Raw genomic sequence first — 19,990 nt, forward strand, 5'->3', positions numbered from 1 at the left:
TGATTTGCACTCAAAGGGCTTTGCTGGAGATATGCGGGGCAGATTAAAGACCAAAGTACAACACCTGCCATTCTGCTTATTCGAAATGTTTTCTTGCAATAAAGAACATTTTCCATCGAAGAGTCTATGGCTTTTGAATTCCGGAGTATCGACGTTTCACTGGCAATTGAGCGCGTGATTTCAAAGAATTCGCATTAGCGAGAAGCTCTCGCTTGCGATCCTCCAGTTTCTTCAACTTAAGTGATGGAGGGGGTTCGGTTACTTCTGGGGTGGTGGATTTTAAATGGGTAATGGGAACAATATCATTGGCAGCAGGCATGTTGGGAATAAATGGCTTGGATTGCCCTACCACAGCCATTACATCGCTTAATCGCCAGCGCACCATTCTCTTGCTAAATCTAATCGGCTCAGGGAAGACTTTATTTTTAATGCCTTTGTAGAGCGTTGTCCGCTTGATGGAAAAGATACGCATGACCTCATTGATGTCAATGAGCCGGTCACTGATTTGCAATCCCAAGCCAATGGATTCAATGGGAGGCTGTGAGAATAAAGAATTATTCAGAAGCAACTCAATTTTTTGCATTTGCATCTTTTCCCGAAAAGAACATTGCCGAATGCTAATACAAAAATTCTGTGACAGGAAAGCAACAGATTAGTATGAAGTTGGCGAAAGAATATTTCAAATATAATTGTGGTTATGGGTGAGTCTTGGCTTGCTTTATTGTTGAAAATTATTTGGCATTGATCCTGGATTCAATGGATTGAAGATGTGAGCCAATAAGATCCCAAGCGGCCTTCATTGCCTTCTTGTTTTTGGCAAGAATGTAGGTTCTTCGATTTGAATCGCTTTCTAAGTGATTCAGGCATTTATCTGCAATATCCGGCGTTATATCCAGCTCAACCATGGTGGTTGACATGGTTCGGCGCAGATCATGTGGCCTCCATTTGCCCAGAGGTAATTCCAGTGAATTTTTATGAGCTTGCGTTCGCCCCTGAAGTGCTGGCTCGGCTCCGCGTTGACGGTCTGCGACTTTTTTGGCCAGATCCTTGATGTTGATGTGCTTGTCGAGGTTGCGTTGGCTTGGAAAGATCCATTCAGTGTGACCAGAGATCGTATGCAACGCTTGGAATTTTTTCCAGACATAGTCTGAGAGGTGAATCTGATGGTTCACACCATTTTTTGGATCTTGCACATAGAAGATGCGAGCGGTGAAGTCCACTTGTGTCCACCGAGCGGTGAGCAGTTCATCGGCTACCCGGACGCCAGTGGCCAGCGTGATAAGTAAAGCCAGTTGGTAGCTCAGAGACAGATCACAGTTTGGCAGCTTTTGCATGAGCTCAGCGATCTCATACTCGCTAAGCACTCGATCTCCCATCTTGTCTTTGCCAAGGCTCTTTTTGGAAATCTTTTGACTGGGATCTCCTGGAATCAGGTCGTTTTCAAACGCGTAGCTTAGGCTTTGACGAACGTCGGAAAGCACCTTTTTCTTCGTGCGGACCATATTCTGAGATTTGGTAGCCCGCTGACCGATGGTGTCCAAAATCAGCTTCAAGTGCTCTTTGCAGACATCTTCCAGAGCAATATCCCCAATGATCGGGAAAACATCTTTCTCGAATGAGCGTATGACTTCATCGCCACCGTCGGCACGCCCGAGCTTGAGGGTATTGGGGAAGAAGTCCTGTTCAAAAAATTGGCGGTAGGTCTGGCGTTCTCGTCGTTGTTGAATTTCGAGAAGTCTGTTGTTTGCTAATTCCTGCTGCTCTTGCCGTTCTGCACTTTGGCGCAGATGTTCAATCTCATGGTCAAGGCTACGTATTTCTTGCTGCCTAGCAATTTCCGCGATGGGATCAATTCCATTCGCCAACATACCTTTGTAGAAGTCACGCTGAGCCCGTATCTCTGTCAGAGACGATTTAGGCCAGGATCCCAAATAGAGCTTGTGTTGCTTAGCTGCAAAACGATAGATAAGTCTGAAGTCAACGCTCAAAGCGGGCAAGCCAGATGAATTGGAAAGCCCTTTTTTGGTTGCTCTGATTTGCCCCTGTACCGACTGACCGTCCGACAGAGTACGCCCGACATCTTGAAGTGTTAGGTTCTTGAGATCTTTGACTTGAAGCTGGCTCATACGAGTCTCCTGAGATGGAGTCATGATAAGTCCAGTGTTGAAATTGGGGTAACAGTAGGGTAACTGTTAAAAAGTAATTTGATGTACTTTGGCAACACATCTCGAACTTTGGCGAACAACGTGAAATTTTAATTTCTCATTTAATTTCAATAAGTTAGTTGAAAAAAATTCCAATTTCATTTGAGGTTTTGGATTTGCAGCCTCTTAAATGGGGTGCAAGGGGTCGCGAGTTCGAATCCCGCCATTCCGACCAATTTGAAAACGGGGCTTGATGAAAATCAGGACCCGTTTTTCAATTCCAGCGTTGAAATTCATCTCTGAATATGTAGCTGCTATGAAACGTGCAGCACTCAAGCTTGATCCTGTTTGAGGTGTAGACCATCTGAAGTCACGCTTCTTGGTCAGAATGCTGAAATTTTCGGCTACAATTGACAGCAACACGGAATGTAGCGCAGCCTGGTAGCGCACTTGCATGGGGTGCAAGGGGTCGCGAGTTCGAATCCCGCCATTCCGACCAAACTAGATAAGGACTCCTAGCTATGAAGTTAGGAGTCCTTTTTCTATTGTGACGTACGTCCCAAAAATCAGGGTAATTTTTGGGGTAACAGTCGAAGAAGCGGTGTACGACTGCTGGCGGTGGCTCCGGCTTTCTGTGCAAGAAGCTAAACACGAAATTTTGTGCGAATGACTCGTGCCTGTGTCGCACACCGAGCCAGTCAAACTAGGCCCCATCATCAACAGCTGGGGGATGGCGGCTGCGATGGTCTGCGATCACTCTTGGCCTATCACCACAGACATCCCAACGAACAGATGGCCACGGGGTTGAGTTGTTCAAACGGCCGGGACCCGCTCTAGTTCACGAATCTTGTTTGTAATGTGCAAGTGACTGCAGGATGTTCAGCACATCGGAGCGCAATTGTTCTGGCTCCGTATCTTTGGCAACTGCAGTGAGGTAATTGCCGAATATTCCCCAGCCCAGGATGAGGCAAGACAGCGTGACAGCGATGGCTGTTGAATTGGTTCCGGCGGCAGTATTGCCGCTGCTCGTCAGCAACTGTTCTAGTCTGCGTAGCGCATGACCTTCTGCGATTGATTCGGGAGGTACCCCCCCGAGAAGCGCACTGGCCATCAACTTTGAGCTTTCGGCCATGTTGGGGTGTGTCCAGAGCTTGTCGATGGCGGTGTCTATGTCTGAGACATCTTGCAGAAATTCAGCACCGCTTGCCGAATGTCGTTTCAGTGCAGCAATCAGAACATCGTGGCGGGTACCGAAGTGACGATGAACGAGGCCGTGATTGACATTGGCTTCTCGGGCAATTTCGCGCAAAGCGATATCGGTAGTGCCTCGCTCGCTCATGAGTTTTACTGCCGCATCCAAGATGGATTGGCGCACTTCAATGCCCCCAAGGGGTTTGGTTTTCGTCGCCGCTGTGTCAGAGCCATCTTCCAAAACATTCAATGCCATCTCCTTGAAACCCATCTTGACTCGATCTGGTGCATTGTATAAAAAGCAAGTGTAGTCATTGACTACACTTGCTGCGATAAACAGTTAATCCCTAATGGGGACACGTCACGCAGCCAACAAAACTACGGAGACGTTCGAGTGAGTACAGAGAATCAAGAGTGGGCAGCCATCCTTCAAACCCTTCAGCAACGTCGTACAGCTGCTCAGGCGATGGGTGGGAGCGAGAAGGTCCAACGTCATCGCAACAGCGGAAAACAGGACGCCCGGCAAAGGTTGACGCAGCTTTTCGATGCTGGAACCTTTGTGGAGCTGGGGGCGTTTGTGGGTGGGGTCGGAGCAGATGGAAATGCTTCCGTACCTGCCGATGCACTGGTAGCTGGATTTGGCGAAATTGATGGCCGACCTGCACTGGCTGCGGCCGAAGACTTCACGGTCTTGGGAGGATCGATTGGCGACGGCGCTGCAGACAAGCGCTATCGCCTGACGCAATTGGCATCGCAGGAGCGCGTGCCACTTATCTTCATGCTCGAAGGTGCTGGTCATCGACTGACCAATTCCCACGCTGGCCGACGTCCCAACGACCTTCAAGGATTGGCCGATTTATCTGGTCAAGTGCCGATTGTCTGTCTGGTGATGGGGGCAGCAGCGGGGCATGGCGCATTGACGGCTCCCATGTCAGATTTTGTGGTGATGACAGAAGCTGCATCCATGTTTGCGGCAGGTCCTCCGCTGGTCAAAGCAGCCACAGGCGAAATCGTCACCAAGGAGCAGCTGGGCGGCCCGCAGGTACATGTAGCGGTTTCGGGAGTGGCTCACAACCTTTGCGTGGATGACGAAGCAGCGATTGATCTGGCACGGAAATACCTCTCTTACTTTCCCCTCAATGCATGGGAGCGCCCAGCGAAAAAAACACATGGTGATGTCGAGGAGCGCAGCCTGGACGCCATCCTTGACCTGATCAGTCCCAACTCTCGCAGACCCTATCGCATGCGCAAGGTGCTTGAGCTGTTGGTGGACGAAGGCAGCCTGCTGGAGATCCAGCCCAAATTTGGGGCCTCTGTTGTCGTGGCGCTAGCGCGACTGGGTGGGCATAGCGTGGCCATCATCGCCAACGATCCCAGTGTGATGGCCGGGACGATCGATGCGGACGGTGCGGACAAGGCCACGCACTTTATGGATGTCGCTGGAGCTTTCCATTTGCCGGTGATTTTTCTGGCCGACAACCCTGGCGTGATGGGCGGAACAAGGGCCGAACAGTCTGGCGCACTGCGTCATGCCGCCCGCATGTTTGTGGCGCAGCGCCGCCTGAAAGTGCCCAAACTGCATGTCACCTTGCGCAAAGCATTCGGTTTTGGCTCCTCCATCATGGCAATGAATCCATTCGATGGACAGACCTTGAGCCTTGCATTTCCGGCCGTGACTTTGGGGTCGTCTCCCGTTGCCAGCGGCGCGGATTCAGCAAAGCTTGACGAAGCAACACGCGCAAGAATTGAGGCCGAACAAGTCGGTGGTTCCTACCAGATCGCGGACCGAATGGTCTATGACGACATCATTGATCCCCGTGATTTGCGCAATGCGTTGATGCGCGGTCTGAAGCTCAGCGCTGGCCGCCAAAGCGGCGTCTGCGAGCCGCGCTTGGTGTCGGGCATCACACCTTGAATGCAGTGTCGAAATCAGCAATCACATTGACTCAAAGCACGAGAGGCGAGATTCCAATGGAAGATATTTCCAGTCACAACAGCACTAACGCACTATTGACTACGCTGACTGCAGCAGGCGCACCGTTTGAGATGCAGGCGCAGAGCATTCGGGGTTTTGCACGGCGCGTTTTCTGCAATGCTCCACAGAGCTTCGCAGACATCTATCGCATGGCATTACCGTTTGGGCCGCGCACCATGATTGTGAGCGAGACCGCGCAGATGAGCTACGCCGAAGTCTTTAGCAAGGCAGCCGCCCTGGGAGCATTTCTCAAACGACTGGGTGGTGCACAGCCTTTGCAAGGGCAGCGAATTGCAATTGTCATGAGCAATCGACCCGAATGGATGGTCTCGTTTATCGCCATCACAGCGATGGGGGCAACCGCTGTGCTGGTCAACAGTCGGGGCTCAGTGCCTGAGCTGGCACAAGCGCTGGAGGACACTCAGGCCGTAATGATTTTGGCTGACGAACGAAGAGCACTGCAACTTTCAGAGTCAGCCCGTGGCCGTCACATGATTGTGTTGAGTGAAGCTCGAGATAAGTCCGTTCTGGATGAGGGCAACTGGACACCTTTTGCTGAGGTAATTCAGGGCTGGGAATCAGCCACTCTTGCGCCGGTATCCATGCGCCCGGAGGATGAAGCACTCATCATGTTCACTTCCGGAACTACCGGGCCTTCCAAAGCGGCGTTGTTTGACCAGCGGGCCGTAATGACGGCGCTCATGCACATTCAGCTTTCAGGTGCCTTGGTAGCGGAGCATATTGTTGCCAAACGTGGCGCCGGTATTTTTGCCAATGCTGCTGAAAAACAGGCTGCGTCCTTGCTAGCCTTTCCGCTATTTCATGTCAGCGGCTGCTACGCTGTTTTTCTGTCGGGTCTGATGCGTGGAGCAAAGGTGGTCTTGCTTTCCAAATGGGATGCGGAAAAAGCCCTGGGGCTGATTGAGCAGGAGCAAGTATCTGCCTTCGCAGGAGCTCCCGCTATGTACTGGGACTTACTGCGCACGGAGCGTGGTGGTCGCAGGCTTCAATCTCTCTTGTCGATTGGCGCCGGCGGTCAGGTTTTTGCGCCCAGCCTATTGAAAGATATCGCCAGTGCGTTCCCGGATGCGGTGCTTGGCATCGGCTACGGCATGACGGAATGTGGCGGAACGATCTGCGCCATTGGAGGCGAAGAGCTCGCCAGTCGCCTCACTGCAGCGGGACAAGTGCTGCCTTCCGTGGATATCAAGATTGTGGATGAGCGAGGCGAGCAAGTCGCGCAAAATCAGGAAGGAGAGATTCTGATCGCTGGCACAATGCTGATGACAGAATACTGTGGCAGGGTTAAGGCAACCTCGGAGATGCTGCAGGATGGGTGGCTGAAGAGCGGTGATATCGGACGTCTGGATGAACGTGGCTACTTGCATGTGGTAGACCGCAAGAAGAACATCGTGATTTCCGGGGGCGAGAACATTTCTTGCTCTGAAGTTGAATCCGCGCTGGCGGAACTTACCGATGTTGAAGATGCCGCCGCATTCAGCGTACCGGATGAAAGACTCGGCGAAAAGCTTGTCCTGGCAATTGTGCCTCGTAGCAAGGTCACCATTACCGACCAACTGCTCATGGCTTACCTGGCTCAAAAGCTGGCGGCATACAAAATTCCTCAGAGCTTCATTTTTATGGAGCAATTACCCAGAAATGCCAGTGGCAAGGTTCTTCGTCATGAATTGCAAGCGAAATTCAAACTACAGAATACCGCGCATGGCTAGGCTTGCCATATCAGAGATGTCGACAAACTGATTGCTGACGTCGATGACTAAAAGCGTAAGAAGTCAGGTTCAGGCTGAGAGCCACCTTGGAGTTTTTAACGCTCAAAGGCTGCTCTTACCAATGCGGGACATGGAGTGGCTTGGACTGACTCCTATGCGCAAAAGATAGACGGGCTCGTCTACCTGCCTGGGGCAGTCCAAGGCCGCAATCCACGTGTCACCTAGGAGATCTTCGTAATAGGTTGCGATGTGATGCGGCAACCATTGCTCAGAGGTTCAATCATTTCAAGCAGCCTCTTGTAGCCTGTACGTTGAATTCGCCATTGCCCCGCGACCTTGATATAGCAATCCTCGTACAGAGCACTGCCGGTCAGAATGGTCTGTTCGTCCAGGTTGATGAACAAGTCATTCAGGTACCAAATTCCAGTGGCCGAGTCGCCTTCTACCTTGATCTCAGGTGTGTGCCCGTTATGCATGCCAAAGCGCCGATGAGTGAACGCATTGCGGTAGAAGTCCATGGCTTCGTTGATGCCATTGATTTCGTACTGATAAGTCGGGCTGTCGAAGCGAATATGCACGTCATTGCTCAGAACTGTTTGCAGGAGTTCCAGCTCGCAGGTATCAATGCCTCGAAAGTAACGTGCTTTGAGTTGTTTGATCTCTTCGATGTCAAAAAGAGTTTGCATGTTTTTTTCCATTGAGACTTAGTGAGGCAGGTAGTGACCACCGCTGACATCAAGCTGGGCACCAGTCACGACACGCGCATAGTCGCTGGCCAAATACAGTGCTGCAGATGCGCAATCAGCATCGTCAGGGATCTCGTTGCGCAATGGAATCTGCTTGGCGATGACATCCACGAGTGACTCCATGGGGACGCTCTGACGCTTGGCCTCTGCCTGGAAGTAGCCTTTGACAGGAGCACCCCACATCCAGCCGTTGTAGGTGCTGTTGACCCGAATGCCGAATGGGCCCAGGTCCTCGGCCAGATATTGCACCGCGGTCTTGAGGGCCCCCTTGGAGACTGCATAACCGGCCTCTAGCTGGTTGGGACGGCGAGTTGCCATGGTGTTGATCATCACAATGCTGCCGTCTTTTTGCTTCTTCATCTGAGGCACAACTGCCTGGGTCATGTTCATGGAGCCGTAGAGGTTGACCTCCATGACTTTGCGCCAGTCATCCATGGATGAATTGCTGGAAGAGCCCCAGGTTCCGTGTGCGTAAGCCGAGTTGATCAGGGCGTCGATACGGCCAAACTGCTCAACCGTCAGCTCGGCCAGTTTTTGGCACTGCTCGGGTTTCGAGATATCGGTGGCGACTTTGAGAATTTCGCATTGATGCCCGGCGGCGCGGATTGCGGCCTCCGTATCGTCCAGCATGGACTGGGTGCGTGCCGCCAGCACCACGGCCTTGGCTTGATATTCCGCGGCACGCAAGGCCAATTTGATGCCCATTCCGGGGCCAATGCCTGAGATGATGATGACCTTGTCTTTCAAAAGCATAGATGTCTCCTTAAGATTTTTTGTGTTTCTGGATCGCTGGGCTCAAGCGTGCATCGCGGAGCGCTCGGCCTGCAGTGCTTCGGCACGCTTTTTGAGATCGCGGGCGACCTGGTCAAAAGCTTTTTTTACCCAGGCACCGTGCTCGGCCATGATGGTGTCGGCGTTGATGCCGAGAAACTGGTCCGTGGTGAAGTAGGTGCAGCGATTGGCATCAAGGGCCTCCACGTACTGATCGCGGCGCGCTGCGTCTTTGTTTTCCGGAACGGGGCGCTGCTCCCAGGACAGCAGCAACTCTGGCTCGCAGGCCACCAGGTATTCATTGACGGGCCAGGTCTCTCCCGTGTCGGGGTGACGAGTCAGCATTTCAACCAGGTCGTTGATTTGCATGCCGCAGCGTGCACTGAAGCAGAAGCTGTTCCAGTGTTTGTAGTTGTCCAGATCTGTCAGAACCTCCCAGACCAGACTGGCCGGCGCATTGATTTCTACCGTGATTGAGGTGACGAGATTGGCTGATTTGGTCATTGGCACGTTCCTTCTGAATCAGTTGATGGGCTTGGAGGTGATCTGCAGCTGTTCGCTCAAGGGTTGAATGGTTTCCAGCAAGGTGTTGTAGCCCGTCTGGGCAATCCACCAGCGTCCATCCCGCTTGATATAGCGGTCCTCATAGATGGCTCCGCCATTCATATGGGTCTTTTCTTCGAGGTTGATGAAGACGTAGTTCAGATACCAGAAGCCCTTGGCTTCGTGGCCGTTGACCTCGATTTCCGGTGTATGGCCGTTGTGCATGGCCAAACGGGTCTTGGTGAAAGAGGTTTTGTAGAAGTCCAGTGCCTTGTCCAGACCTTCCAGATGAAATTCGTAGGCAGGGCTTTTGAAGGCCAACTTGATGTCAGGGGTCAGTATTGACTTCAAGGTTTCGAGGTCGCAGGTATCAATGGAGCGGAAGTAACGCGCTTTCAGTTGTTTGATGAGTTCTATGGCTTCGAGGTCCAGCATTTGTATGTCTCCAGTTGTTGTGGGGCGGGTTTCAAGCGCTGACTTGGTAGAAGCTGGTGAGAATGCAGTCCAGGCTGCCAAAGTCCATGAATCGGCATACGGACTCGGATGTGGCCTGCTCGCGGGCATAGAGAAGCTCTGAATTCCCTTGGGTGCCGTAGAAGCCATCAGGATTGCCAATGGCCGCGTCTGGGTAGTGCTCTTCGACAATGGCATCAATCTCTGGGGCGCCCGAGGTCAGTGCATTGATGACGGTGTTTTGCCGGCAGTCAAAAATCGATTGAAGGATGTAGGCATTGAATCCGTGTTCACGCCAGTAGCTGCTCCATTGTTCGCGCTGCAGCCGGGGAGGGCACTTGAACAGGGACACCTGGCACATACCGGGCGCACGCTCGCCGATACGAGTTTTGATGCCCAGCTGGGCTTTGCGCGCGATGCGCTTCTCCGTGCAGGGCATGCTTTCTTTGACTTGGTAGGCGTGCAACCGAGCCACATGCTTTTGAAGCAATCCCAGTACAGGGTCCAGTCCGCTAGCACCTTCGAGCCTGATGCTGAGCATCCCATGCGGGGGCTGCATGCTAGCCGTCATGCGCTGCGGGGAGGCTTTTTCCACGTCCTGGTCGACGACCATCACGCATATTTCCCGGGCGCCAAGGACTTCTAGCATGTCTTGAAGTCCGATCAGGGCATCTCGCCAGTGCTCTGCGGATTGCTGCTCGGGGCGCCACAGACTGAACATGATTTTTTCCATGATTCAGTCGTCTCGCTCAGTGCGCAGTCTGCAGGTGACGAGCACGGTACTGTGCGTAGTCGGTCTGCATCTGTTGCTCGCTCAGGCCGAAGGTTTCCAGACTGTAGTCATGGCCGGCGCGCTTTTCACGGCCATTGCTGGACAACCATTGCTGCGCGTCTGTGCGAGCCTTGTCGGTGAATGGCAACCCTGCAAACTGATACACCGCCTCCAGCACTGCCATGGGCTTTTCCACCGTATCGGAGAAATGAATGTCCAGAAAGCGGGCCGTATCCTGCTGGTCGCGAACTTGCATGGAGTGATGAATGCCGCGAGCCATACGGGTGTTCCACTGGCGACCCGTCGAGAGCGGGTCTGGTGTGTCACTGTAGATTTGCCACAGGGTGTGGGCCATGCTGGCCATGGATGGAATGGTCTGCGCTGGCTCACGGTGGGTCAGAATGACCTGCGCCTTGGGAAACACCGAAAGCAATATTTCAAGGGTGTGCAGATGCTGGGGAGCCTTAAGCAACCAGCGCAGCCCTTGTGGCTCGCCTCGCTGGCGCTTTTGCCACTGCAGGAACTGAAGCATCTTCTTGAGCTGCATATAGACAGGGCGTTGATCCTGCTGGTCCAGCCAGGCGGTGTAGCTGGGGACATCGGCATAGGCGTCCATGGCGCAGAGAAAGGAATGCTCCATGAGCATGAATTCCTCGTCGCACAGCGTGGCGTTCATCGGGTGGATGGACAGGATTTGTGGGATGGCTTCAATGGTCTGCGCCACTTCGGCCTTGGCCAAATCGATACGGGTTGCGGAATCTTGCGGACCTTCCCCCACGAGTGGTGAGGGGTAGCGGGTTTCCCACCAGGCAGCGGAATAAAAGCGAGGGTCCACGGCCAGCGTACGCTGCAGCATGGTGGTGCCCGTACGAGGCAGGCCAACGATGACCAAGGGGTCATCAATCTCAATCTGGCCAATCTCGGGGAAGCGCCTGAAATAGTCTTCCATAATCAGGCGGTTGACGAGCTGGCCCACCAGACGCTCGCGCATCATGACAAGGCCAGTAGTTGACAGCTTGGCTTCCGTGTTCAGCGACTGGGTTAGCACTGCCAGTGCCTGGCGGTAGTTGTCATCGCCGAAATCGGTCAAGTCGGGGGTCCGGCCACGTGCTGCCTGCAACAGCTCTTCGACCTGAAGCGCTTGGGGCGTTTGGAGTGGAGTGTGGGCGTTCATACAGTCTCCGTCAGTTGGTCCATGGAAACGACTTGTGTGCTGGGGTGGCATTGCTCCTTGGCCCCTACCCAGCGCAGGCACATGGTCCCTTCCCGAACGCCTGCGGTTTGGAGCCAGTTGGCAAGGCCGGGGTTTTGCTCGCTCAGAACCAGAGTCACACCGCCCTTGTCGTCGTACTGGGCCTGGTGTTTGTTGATGCAGATCTGGTGATGGCGGTAATCCAGAGACTCCAGCCAGTAGTTGTTGATCTGCAAATTCCAGAATGAGCACTCGGGGACCTTGTCCACATGAATCACCAGCGCCTGGTCTTCATCAAGCTTCCAGTGCGAGTGGTAGTAGAAGATGTTGGGGTCTCCTCCCACTGACTGGCAGTAAGCCTGATCGGCCGGTGGCAGCTGGTTGCTATGAGGAAGATAGCTTTGAGCCCAGTCTGCAAAAAGCGCAGCGGTGTTTTCAACAAAGGACGAGGCGCGCTGCAAGGACTGCGCAAAAACCAGTGGATCCAGTGGGCCGGGCTTGTCTTGCGTTCCGATACGCTCAATGGAAAGCTTGGCGGGAACTTCGCTTTTGCGGTCCATGAAGGTCTGGCGCACCAGAATGGAAACGGAGTTGTCTTCCATGGGGAGCCAGTTACCGGGCTGAGGCTCGCGGCTGATGATGATCTCGAAATTGCCGTCCTTGTCAGTCTTCAATTGGGTGGCATCGAGAAAGCCGGTCACGATCATTCGGCCGTCGGTTTCGTAGCCCCCTTTTTGCGTGCAAAAGCTCAGGTACGAAACACTGCCCCGATTGCCATGAATGCGGTACTCCATGGCACCATTCAGGCGCGAGTATTCGTAGATGTTGTCGGGGTTGTCTGCGCCAATCTTGGCGGTTTCATGCGATGTCTTGAAAAAGCTGGGAAACGCCGGGTCGGCAAATTCCACATGCATTTCCAGCGCGATGCGCAGCAGCCGGGTCAGGTACCGGTAGCCTTCAGCGCGCGTGGCGGGGTCTGCAGGGGTTTCCGGGCGAAGAATCTGCTGACCACAGCGTTTGAGGTGGTCGCAAAACTCTGACCAGGTTTCACCCGTGAGAAGTTTTTCATTGATGGTTTGCTTGTCCATGATCTGAATCTCTTTAAAGGCTGCGCAATGCCCGGTCCTTGCGGACCTGCCTTGCACTGCCAGGGGGAAAGAAGAAAGAAGGGTTTGCTAAATCCGCAATTCAGGTGCAGAGCTGTTTCAGCTGTCTGCAGTGATGATTTTGCGTGCCACCAATTCAGCGATGATCCTGTCCACGGCTTGCTGCGCTGTCAGCGCTGTCGTGGAAATATGGATGTCTGGGTTCTCTGGGACTTCAAAGGGCGAGTCGATGCCTGTGAAGTTTTTCAGCTCACCCCTGCGCACCTTTTTGTAGAGCCCTTTGGGATCGCGCTCTTCGGCGACAGCCAGGGGTGTATCAATAAACACTTCCAGAAATTCGCCATCGCTTACCAGCTTGCGCGCCATTTCGCGCTCAGCCTGAAAGGGGGATATGAATGCCGTGATTGCAATCAGTCCTGCGTCCACAAACAGCTTTCCGACCTCGGCCACTCGGCGGATGTTCTCTACCCGGTCTGCATCGGTAAAGCCAAGGTCTCGGTTGAGTCCGTGGCGCACGTTGTCTCCATCGAGGAGATAGGTGTGCCTGCCGCGGGCGTGCAGCTGTGTTTCGAGCAGGTTGGCAATCGTCGACTTTCCTGCTCCTGACAAGCCTGTGAACCAGAGAAGTGCAGGCTTTTGCTGCAAACGCTCGGCGCGGTCTTTTTGATTCACGTTCACATGCTGCATGTGAATGTTCTGAGAGCGACGCAGTGAAAAATCAATCAGGCCAGCGCCTACTGTGGCATTGCTCAGCCGGTCAATCAGGATGAAGCTGCCGGTTTCGCGATTGTCTTTATAGGCATCAAAGGCGATAGGCTGGCTGCTAGAGAGATTGCAGACGCCGATTTCATTGAGCGCCAGCTCTTTGGCGGCCAGCTGCTCCAAAGTGTTGACGTTGATCTTGTATTTGGGCGCGGCGAAGGTGACGGGAATCGTCTTTCCGCCCATCTTCATCAGATAAGGGCGACCGCCCAGCATGGGCTGCTCATGCATCCAGATCAGCGTGACCTGAAACTGATCAGCAACATCTGCAGGTGCATCGGCCACTGCAATGACATCGCCGCGGCTGCAGTCGACCTCGTCGGCCAAGGTCAACGTGATGGATTGCCCGGCAACTGCTTGCTGAAGATCGCCATCCTGCGTGACGATACGTGCGACCTTGCTAACCCGGCCACTGGGCAGAATACGAACCGAATCACCGGGGCTGATCTGACCGCTGGCAATGCAGCCGGCGAAACCGCGAAAATCCAGATTAGGGCGGTTGACCCATTGCACCGGCATGCGAAATGGCAGTTTTTGCTGGCGTGCTTCGTCAATTTCCACCGTTTCAAGGTAGCCCATCAGCGTGGTACCGTGGTACCAGGGCATGTGTTCGCTTTGTTCGGTGATGTTTTCGCCGCGTAAGGCCGACATGGGGATGGCCGTGATGTCTTCCAGATTGATTTTCTTGGCGAACTCGCGGTAATCGGCCACGATGTCGTCAAAGACTTTTTCGGAATAGCCCATCAGGTCCATCTTGTTGACGGCCAGCACAATTTTCCGGATACCGATCAGTGAAGCCAGATAGCTGTGGCGCCTGGACTGTGTCAGCACGCCTCGGCGAGCATCGATCATGACAACCGCCACATCAGCAGTCGATGCGCCAGTAACCATATTGCGGGTGTATTGCTCGTGGCCAGGCGTGTCTGCCACGATGAACTTGCGCTGATCGGTAGAGAAGAAGCGGTAGGCCACATCAATGGTGATACCTTGCTCGCGTTCTGCAGCCAGGCCGTCCACCAGCAGGGCAAAGTCCAGCTCGCCGCCCTGCGTGCCGACTTTCTTGGAGTCCGCGACCAGCGCTTCCATCTGATCCTCGAAGAGCATCTTGGACTCATACAGCAAGCGCCCGATCAGCGTGCTCTTACCGTCATCCACGCTGCCGCAGGTGATGAAGCGCAGAAGGCTTTTTTGCTCGTGTGCCTTCAGGTATTTCTCGATATCTTCAGAGATAAGTGCAGATACATGTGACATCAGAAATACCCCTCTTGCTTCTTCTTTTCCATAGATGCGGCCGAGTCGTGGTCGATCATCCGGCCCTGTCGTTCCGAAGTACGGGTCAGCAGCATTTCCTGAATGATCTTGGGTAAGCTGTTGGCATCGGATTCGACGGCACCTGTCAGTGGGTAGCAACCCAGGGTGCGAAAGCGCACATTGCGCATCATGGGTACTTCACCGCTCTTGAGCGGCATGCGCTCGTCATCGACCATTAGCAGCGTGCCGTCTCGCTCCACGACAGGACGCGGTGCTGAGAGGTACAAGGGAACAATTGGGATGTTTTCGAGATAGATGTATTGCCAGATATCCAGCTCGGTCCAGTTGGATAGCGGGAACACGCGGATTGATTCACCCTTGTTTTTGCGTGTGTTGTAGAGGTGCCAGAGCTCGGGACGTTGATTCTTTGGATCCCAGCGATGCTGGTCCGAGCGGAAAGAAAAGATGCGCTCTTTGGCTCGGGATTTCTCTTCATCGCGGCGCGCCCCGCCAAATGCAGCATCAAAGCCGTATTTGTCCAGCGCCTGTTTCAAACCCTCGGTTTTCATCACATCGGTGTGAATCTGCGAGCCATGCTTGAATGGGCTGATACCCATCTCAAGGCCTTCGGGGTTGATGTGGACCAGCAGATCCATTCCCAGCTTCGCGGCCATCTGATCGCGAAAGCGATACATCTCCTGGAACTTCCAGGTCGTATCCACATGCAGCAAAGGAAACGGAGGCTTGGCGGGGTAAAACGCCTTCATGGCCAGGTGCAGCATGACTGCACTGTCTTTGCCGATGGAATAAAGCATGACGGGGTTTTCTGCCTCAGCAACAACCTCGCGCATGGCCTGAATACTTTCGGATTCCAGCCTTTGCAAATGAGTCAGCACCACAGATTTCTCCTTGGTTTTTTGTTTTGGATGCTGCCAACTGTAGGAGTCCGTTAAAGAAAATTTTTGCGCGAATTGATGTTTTAGAAGTTGCTGCGTCATGCTCGCCATAGGGTCGAGCTTTGGTGGTTCTGGAGTCTTTGCGTGGGTGTTTTTCGGTGCCTGCGCGGTGTCTTGCGCAGCCTTCAAAACGCTGCTGGCCAATTCGCTTGACTGCCTGAGCATCTCTGTGGCGGCGGGCAGGTGAAACAGGCGAAGCCGGTCGTTGCTGTCGCTGGCAAGCGATGAAAAAGTGGCGGCGCGCTGCCACTGCATGGCAGGAAGCAAGGCAAAAATCTTGCCCTCGCTGGAACGCCTCAATCGATCAAAAAAATCTTCCAGATGCGCGGCGCATAAACTGCCCTCATAAGGTTGCCAATACACCTTACCGCGGTTGTTGACGGCACGCAGAATGCCGTGCCTGAGACGTCCGGGGCAGTTGTTGTGGGCACCAAAATCGTCGATCCAGACAATGCTGGCACACTCTTTTCTGGCTTGTGCGCAGATGTCCAGATAAGTGCTGGCGTACCAGCGCTGCACATTGCTGGATGCCTGTTTCATGCGCTTGACGGGGCGTTCGGCATTGAGATTCCAGCGCTGCAGGTATTGGGCATTGGTGCGCTCGGGCAACTCAAGCTGCTGGCGCTGAAGGATCAGCTGTTGCATGGCTTCCAGCTGCCACAGCAGAAAAGGCAAGCCATGGTCGGCGGGCTGTGTGCTGACCAGCTGGACATAGATGTCCTGCTCCTGCATGGCCGACAAGGTGCGGCCTTCTCCCGGTTTGCGACCGCGCTCGCGCACAAGGACAGCGTTCCATCCCCCTTCCTGCCAGGCTTTATGGGCGGCAATGATGGTTGGAGTGGACAGGCCTGTCGCCATGCCGATTTCTTTGAGTGTTTTACCTTCAAGCCGCAATTTCACTGCCTGAATTCGCAGTGGATTGATTTCCTGAACACTGAGCTTCTTACCAACAGCCATGTGCATTCCTGTTAAACATTCACTCGCTTATTTGCGAAGAACCGGATGCATTTACTGTCGGCCTGTCCTCTGATTGGCGCATAGGCCAAACGGACCACATGAAGAACAACACAGGAGACTTTTGTGACTCAGACTCAAGGCGCACTGCTTGAAGACGTTATGGCCATCACCCGCGAAGCGGGTGCTTTAATCATGGAGATCTACCGCAGCGACTTTGAGGTGCGCGGCAAGCAAGATGCTTCGCCTGTGACTGAAGCCGACGAAAAGGCAGAGCACCTGATTCTTGAGCGTCTGGGCACCTTGCAGTCGCAGTTTCCTGTCGTTTCTGAAGAAGCAGCTGCCGCAGGCTATGTGCCTGATTTGGGGCAATGCTTCTGGCTCGTTGATCCTCTTGATGGCACCAAGGAATTCATCAATCGCAATGGCGAGTTCACCGTCAATATCGCGCTGATCGAAAATGGAATCCCGGTGATGGGCGTCGTTTTCGCACCAGCGCTGGATCGCATGTACGCGGGCGCCATAGGACTTGGCGCATGGCTGGAAGTGCAAGGGAAGCGCCAAGCCATTGAATGCAGAAGCATTCCAGAGGATGGCCTTGATGTGGTGGCCAGTCGTTCGCATAGCGATGCTGATGCGCTGGATCAGTTTCTCAATGGGCGCTTGGTGCGATCACGCAAAAGTGCAGGCTCATCGCTCAAGATTTGTCTGGTTGCCGAGGGAGAAGCGGACCTCTATCCCCGCTTGGGGCGCACCATGGAGTGGGATATCGCTGCAGGCCATGCGGTGCTGGTCGCTGCAGGTGGCCAGATTCATGCACTCAATGGAGATGTTCTGAGCTATGGAAAGCGAGATTTGAGCAATCCTCATTTCTATGCCTGCTCGGCAGATTACCGCTGATCTCAAGCTATCACACCGCAATTGCCACCTGACGGAATGCCCTGGATACGGGCATTCATCCCTTTCCTTTTCTGTTTGACGATTGATGAACTATGCCGCGACGCTAATTCGAGCTTGCCTGCTTTGCGGGCTGCTGATGAGTGGCGCTTGTGCTGATAAAGCAGCGTCTCGCCACCCCGTCAAAATCGTTGTTGGCTTCGAAGCCGGTGGTGCGATGGATACCTTGGCGCGCACGTTTGCCACTCGTCTCTCAGCGCGAATGCAGCGTCCCGTCTATGTGGAAAACAGGGTGGGCGCAGGTGGAGCCATTGCTGCGAACTATGTGGCGCAATCAAGACCTGATGGGAATACGCTGCTCTTGGCGTCGCCTGCCGAAATTTTCATCAATCCAATCTACACGAGAAGAAAGGAGTCGGGCGAAGTCGATGAAATGGTGCCGGTCGCCAAAGTCTCCTCCGCTCCTATCGTACTTGCCACGCGGGGCGACTCCGCAATACATCAGCTGGGTGATATCGCAATTGCAGCCCCAAAGAATGCCCATGGCCTGAGCTTCGCATCCTCAGGAGTTGGCAGCTTGCAGCATTTGGTCGGCGAGAGCATGGGCAAAGCACTGGGGGTGGAGCTACTGCACATTCCATACGGGGGAGCTGCTTCTGCAACTGCAAGCCTGATGAGCAATCAAGTGGACTTACTCTTTGCGGGGCTTGCTCCCGTCGCTCCTCATCTAGAAAGCCAGAAGATGCGTGCATTGAGCATTGCATCGGCTCACCGGTCGAAACGCTTACCGGATGTCCCAACGTTTCAGGAACAGGGGCTCCAAGGCGTCAGCTTTGAATACTGGCAAGGAATCTTTCTTCCCAAAGGGGCATCATCCGAACTGGCCCTCTTTCTATCCGTCGAAATCAACGAGGTGGTCAAAGACACGGGCTTTGTGGACCAGTTAGAAAATTTAGGTTTTGAAGTCGCATACAAAGACTACAAACAATTCAAGCCATTTTTGCAGGCTGAAGGTCAGAGCTACCGAAGCTTCTTTAGGAAAAACGGTTTTTTAAATTGACGGGGCGCGAGTTCGAACGCCGCCATTCCGAGCAATACAAAAAAGGCTTTTTATGAAATTCAGAAGCCTTTTTCTTTGCCCGCGCTTTTTCGTTGCACGGCAGTCCATACGTAGCCTGGGTGCATTGCCGCCATTCTTTTGCTATGAAACGTGCAGCGCATAGCGCGCAATAGGTATGGGTTCTGGCAGCTTTTGTCACATGATTGACCGGCTGTCTTCAAGCTGTCCACGCATAATTGAATCAGCCAAGTAAGCCATGATTCAAGGAGCCACTGACAATGAACAGCCCCCAGACCACCCAAGCCCCCGAAGTGATTGCCGAAGTTCGGGGCAAGCTGGGCATGATTACGCTCAACCGCCCCAAGGCGCTCAATGCGCTGTCTCTGGGCATGGTTCGTGACTTGCTGGCCACGCTGCTGGCCTGGCAAAAGGATGAATCCATTCTGGGCGTGGCCATTCGCGGAAGCAACAAGGAAGGCGTGTTTGGCGCCTTCTGCGCCGGTGGCGATATCCGCTTTCTGCATGCCGCAGGCAGCAGCGGCAATCCTCAGCTGGAAGATTTTTTCACTGAAGAATATGCGCTCAACCATCTGATTCACAGCCTTGGCAAGCCTTACATCGCCTTTATGGATGGCATCGTCATGGGCGGTGGCATGGGCATCAGCCAGGGCGGTTCGCTGCGCATCGTGACTGAGCGCACCAAGATGGCCATGCCCGAAACCGCGATTGGCCTGTTCCCCGATGTGGGCGGCGGCTACTTCCTCTCGCGCTGCTCCGGTGCGGTGGGTGAATGGCTGGGCTTGACCGGCGACACCATCGGCGCGGGCGATGCCGTGGCCTTTGGTCTGGCGGATGGCTGCATTCCCGCCGATCAACAGGCAGATTTGTGGGAGACGCTGGCGACGACGCCGTTTGCCAACGTCGAGGCGCTGAATGCCGTGGTGCGTGCCCGCTTTGTGAGTGCAGAGCCTAGTCTTGCAGCGCATCGCGCTGAGATTGATGCCTGTTTTGGCCTGCCAACCGTTGCTGCGATTGAACAAGCCTTGCTGGCCGGCAGCGACTGGGCCAAGGCCGTGGCCCAGACCTTGCGCAAGCGCTCGCCGCTGATGATGCATGTCGTGCTGGAGCAAATTCGCCGCGCCCGCAAGATGACGCTGGCCGAAGACCTGCGCATGGAGCGCGATATGGTGCGCCACTGCTTTTATCTGCGCCCCGGTCAGAGCGAAACGCTGGAAGGCATTCGCGCCCTGGCTGTGGACAAGGACCACAACCCGCACTGGAACCCTGCCCGTATTGAGGATGTGACCGATGCACAGTGGCAGGCTTTTTTTGACAGCCCGTGGCCCGCGCATTCACACCCACTGGCCATGCTGCAAGATTGATTGAGCCTTTGGGAGAACAAAGCCCGGCAAGTGTTGAACTTGGCGGGCTTTGTTTTTGATAGCTGAAAGCGCTTTATAGATAAGCGCTAAAGCCTGTTTTGATGA

17 protein-coding genes and 1 tRNA gene are annotated in these 19,990 nt (G+C 54.0%); 6 read left to right on the forward strand and 12 right to left on the reverse strand.

Annotated elements, in window-relative coordinates:
* Positions 1 to 124: 124 nt before the first annotated feature.
* Together RSF91_RS00235 and RSF91_RS00240 are read right to left on the reverse strand one after the other, a co-directional pair.
* Entirely contained in the window at positions 125 to 583 is a 459-nt protein-coding gene (locus tag RSF91_RS00235) for a helix-turn-helix transcriptional regulator (RefSeq protein WP_332566532.1), read from the reverse strand.
* Positions 584 to 731: 148 nt separating this feature from the next.
* A complete protein-coding gene (locus tag RSF91_RS00240; protein ID WP_332566533.1) occupies positions 732 to 2,126 on the reverse strand; it encodes a tyrosine-type recombinase/integrase in 1,395 nt (464 codons plus the stop codon).
* 440 nt (positions 2,127 to 2,566) lie between these two features.
* Here RSF91_RS00240 and RSF91_RS00245 point away from each other — a divergent pair.
* Positions 2,567 to 2,643: transfer RNA gene (locus RSF91_RS00245), tRNA-Pro, on the forward strand.
* Positions 2,644 to 2,982: 339 nt separating this feature from the next.
* On the opposite strand, the gene RSF91_RS00250 is transcribed toward RSF91_RS00245, so the two are convergent.
* A complete protein-coding gene (locus RSF91_RS00250; RefSeq protein ID WP_332566534.1) occupies positions 2,983 to 3,606 on the reverse strand; it encodes a TetR/AcrR family transcriptional regulator in 624 nt (207 codons plus the stop codon).
* 195 nt (positions 3,607 to 3,801) lie between these two features.
* Between RSF91_RS00250 and RSF91_RS00255 the strand changes: the two genes are divergently transcribed.
* Positions 3,802 to 5,250, forward strand: a complete 1,449-nt coding sequence (locus RSF91_RS00255; protein WP_332566801.1) for an acyl-CoA carboxylase subunit beta — start codon at positions 3,802 to 3,804, stop codon at positions 5,248 to 5,250.
* A gap of 56 nt (positions 5,251 to 5,306) precedes the next feature.
* Positions 5,307 to 7,040: a class I adenylate-forming enzyme family protein gene (locus RSF91_RS00260; RefSeq protein ID WP_332566535.1), complete on the forward strand. Its 1,734-nt coding sequence runs from the start codon at positions 5,307 to 5,309 to the stop codon at positions 7,038 to 7,040.
* A gap of 221 nt (positions 7,041 to 7,261) precedes the next feature.
* On the opposite strand, the gene RSF91_RS00265 is transcribed toward RSF91_RS00260, so the two are convergent.
* The 9 genes from RSF91_RS00265 to cysD form a co-directional block, all read right to left on the reverse strand.
* Positions 7,262 to 7,726 carry a nuclear transport factor 2 family protein gene (locus RSF91_RS00265; RefSeq protein WP_332566536.1) on the reverse strand — a complete coding sequence of 155 codons (465 nt, stop codon included), beginning with the start codon at positions 7,724 to 7,726 and terminating at the stop codon, positions 7,262 to 7,264.
* An 18-nt stretch (positions 7,727 to 7,744) separates the two neighbouring features.
* On the reverse strand, positions 7,745 to 8,539 hold the full coding sequence (locus tag RSF91_RS00270; RefSeq protein WP_332566537.1) for an SDR family oxidoreductase: 795 nt from the start codon (positions 8,537 to 8,539) through the stop codon (positions 7,745 to 7,747).
* Between the two features lie 42 nt (positions 8,540 to 8,581).
* Positions 8,582 to 9,061 carry an SRPBCC domain-containing protein gene (locus RSF91_RS00275; protein ID WP_332566538.1) on the reverse strand — a complete coding sequence of 160 codons (480 nt, stop codon included), beginning with the start codon at positions 9,059 to 9,061 and terminating at the stop codon, positions 8,582 to 8,584.
* A gap of 18 nt (positions 9,062 to 9,079) precedes the next feature.
* Positions 9,080 to 9,535 carry a nuclear transport factor 2 family protein gene (locus RSF91_RS00280; protein WP_332566539.1) on the reverse strand — a complete coding sequence of 152 codons (456 nt, stop codon included), beginning with the start codon at positions 9,533 to 9,535 and terminating at the stop codon, positions 9,080 to 9,082.
* A 31-nt stretch (positions 9,536 to 9,566) separates the two neighbouring features.
* Positions 9,567 to 10,274, reverse strand: coding sequence for a hypothetical protein (locus RSF91_RS00285; protein WP_332566540.1), 708 nt, complete (start codon positions 10,272 to 10,274; stop codon positions 9,567 to 9,569).
* A 28-nt stretch (positions 10,275 to 10,302) separates the two neighbouring features.
* The gene (locus RSF91_RS00290; RefSeq protein WP_332566541.1) at positions 10,303 to 11,499 is read right to left on the reverse strand and encodes a sulfotransferase family protein; all 1,197 of its coding nucleotides are present in this window, start codon (positions 11,497 to 11,499) and stop codon (positions 10,303 to 10,305) included.
* Entirely contained in the window at positions 11,496 to 12,605 is a 1,110-nt protein-coding gene (locus RSF91_RS00295) for a DUF1214 domain-containing protein (protein ID WP_332566542.1), read from the reverse strand. Before RSF91_RS00295 ends, RSF91_RS00290 begins: the two co-directional genes overlap by 4 nt.
* 117 nt (positions 12,606 to 12,722) lie before the next feature.
* The gene (gene cysN / locus RSF91_RS00300; RefSeq protein WP_332566543.1) at positions 12,723 to 14,636 is read right to left on the reverse strand and encodes a sulfate adenylyltransferase subunit CysN; all 1,914 of its coding nucleotides are present in this window, start codon (positions 14,634 to 14,636) and stop codon (positions 12,723 to 12,725) included.
* A complete protein-coding gene (gene cysD / locus RSF91_RS00305; protein ID WP_332566544.1) occupies positions 14,636 to 16,555 on the reverse strand; it encodes a sulfate adenylyltransferase subunit CysD in 1,920 nt (639 codons plus the stop codon). The genes cysN and cysD overlap by 1 nt, the downstream gene beginning before the upstream one ends.
* Before the next feature lie 117 nt (positions 16,556 to 16,672).
* Here cysD and cysQ point away from each other — a divergent pair, with 117 nt between their 5' ends.
* The 3 genes from cysQ (at position 16,673) to RSF91_RS00320 (ending at position 19,885) form a co-directional block, all read left to right on the forward strand.
* Entirely contained in the window at positions 16,673 to 17,446 is a 774-nt protein-coding gene (gene cysQ / locus RSF91_RS00310; RefSeq protein WP_332566545.1) for a 3'(2'),5'-bisphosphate nucleotidase CysQ, read from the forward strand.
* A gap of 85 nt (positions 17,447 to 17,531) precedes the next feature.
* Positions 17,532 to 18,503 (forward strand): tripartite tricarboxylate transporter substrate binding protein, encoded by a 972-nt coding sequence (locus RSF91_RS00315; RefSeq protein ID WP_332566546.1) that lies wholly within the window; start codon positions 17,532 to 17,534, stop codon positions 18,501 to 18,503.
* 278 nt (positions 18,504 to 18,781) lie between these two features.
* Positions 18,782 to 19,885: an enoyl-CoA hydratase/isomerase family protein gene (locus RSF91_RS00320; RefSeq protein WP_332566547.1), complete on the forward strand. Its 1,104-nt coding sequence runs from the start codon at positions 18,782 to 18,784 to the stop codon at positions 19,883 to 19,885.
* Positions 19,886 to 19,990 lie beyond the last annotated feature (105 nt).

The sequence above is a fragment of the Comamonas sp. genome, assembly GCF_036643215.1.
Lineage (GTDB): Bacteria > Pseudomonadota > Gammaproteobacteria > Burkholderiales > Burkholderiaceae_C > Comamonas.

Excerpts from the sequence above, each read along its gene's own strand:
- RSF91_RS00235 (WP_332566532.1), bottom strand. The coding sequence starts at position 583 with ATGCAAAAAATTGAGTTGCTTCTGAATAATTCTTTATTCTCACAGCCT.
- RSF91_RS00240 (WP_332566533.1), bottom strand. The coding sequence starts at position 2,126 with ATGAGCCAGCTTCAAGTCAAAGATCTCAAGAACCTAACACTTCAAGAT.
- RSF91_RS00315 (WP_332566546.1), top strand. The coding sequence starts at position 17,532 with ATGAACTATGCCGCGACGCTAATTCGAGCTTGCCTGCTTTGCGGGCTG.
- RSF91_RS00295 (WP_332566542.1), bottom strand. The coding sequence starts at position 12,605 with ATGGACAAGCAAACCATCAATGAAAAACTTCTCACGGGTGAAACCTGG.
- RSF91_RS00270 (WP_332566537.1), bottom strand. The coding sequence starts at position 8,539 with ATGCTTTTGAAAGACAAGGTCATCATCATCTCAGGCATTGGCCCCGGA.
- RSF91_RS00255 (WP_332566801.1), top strand. The coding sequence starts at position 3,802 with ATGGGTGGGAGCGAGAAGGTCCAACGTCATCGCAACAGCGGAAAACAG.
- RSF91_RS00290 (WP_332566541.1), bottom strand. The coding sequence starts at position 11,499 with ATGAACGCCCACACTCCACTCCAAACGCCCCAAGCGCTTCAGGTCGAA.
- RSF91_RS00280 (WP_332566539.1), bottom strand. The coding sequence starts at position 9,535 with ATGCTGGACCTCGAAGCCATAGAACTCATCAAACAACTGAAAGCGCGT.
- RSF91_RS00265 (WP_332566536.1), bottom strand. The coding sequence starts at position 7,726 with ATGCAAACTCTTTTTGACATCGAAGAGATCAAACAACTCAAAGCACGT.
- RSF91_RS00260 (WP_332566535.1), top strand. The coding sequence starts at position 5,307 with ATGGAAGATATTTCCAGTCACAACAGCACTAACGCACTATTGACTACG.
- RSF91_RS00285 (WP_332566540.1), bottom strand. The coding sequence starts at position 10,274 with ATGTTCAGTCTGTGGCGCCCCGAGCAGCAATCCGCAGAGCACTGGCGA.
- cysD (WP_332566544.1), bottom strand. The coding sequence starts at position 16,555 with ATGCACATGGCTGTTGGTAAGAAGCTCAGTGTTCAGGAAATCAATCCA.
- RSF91_RS00320 (WP_332566547.1), top strand. The coding sequence starts at position 18,782 with ATGAACAGCCCCCAGACCACCCAAGCCCCCGAAGTGATTGCCGAAGTT.
- cysN (WP_332566543.1), bottom strand. The coding sequence starts at position 14,636 with ATGTCACATGTATCTGCACTTATCTCTGAAGATATCGAGAAATACCTG.
- RSF91_RS00250 (WP_332566534.1), bottom strand. The coding sequence starts at position 3,606 with ATGGGTTTCAAGGAGATGGCATTGAATGTTTTGGAAGATGGCTCTGAC.
- RSF91_RS00275 (WP_332566538.1), bottom strand. The coding sequence starts at position 9,061 with ATGACCAAATCAGCCAATCTCGTCACCTCAATCACGGTAGAAATCAAT.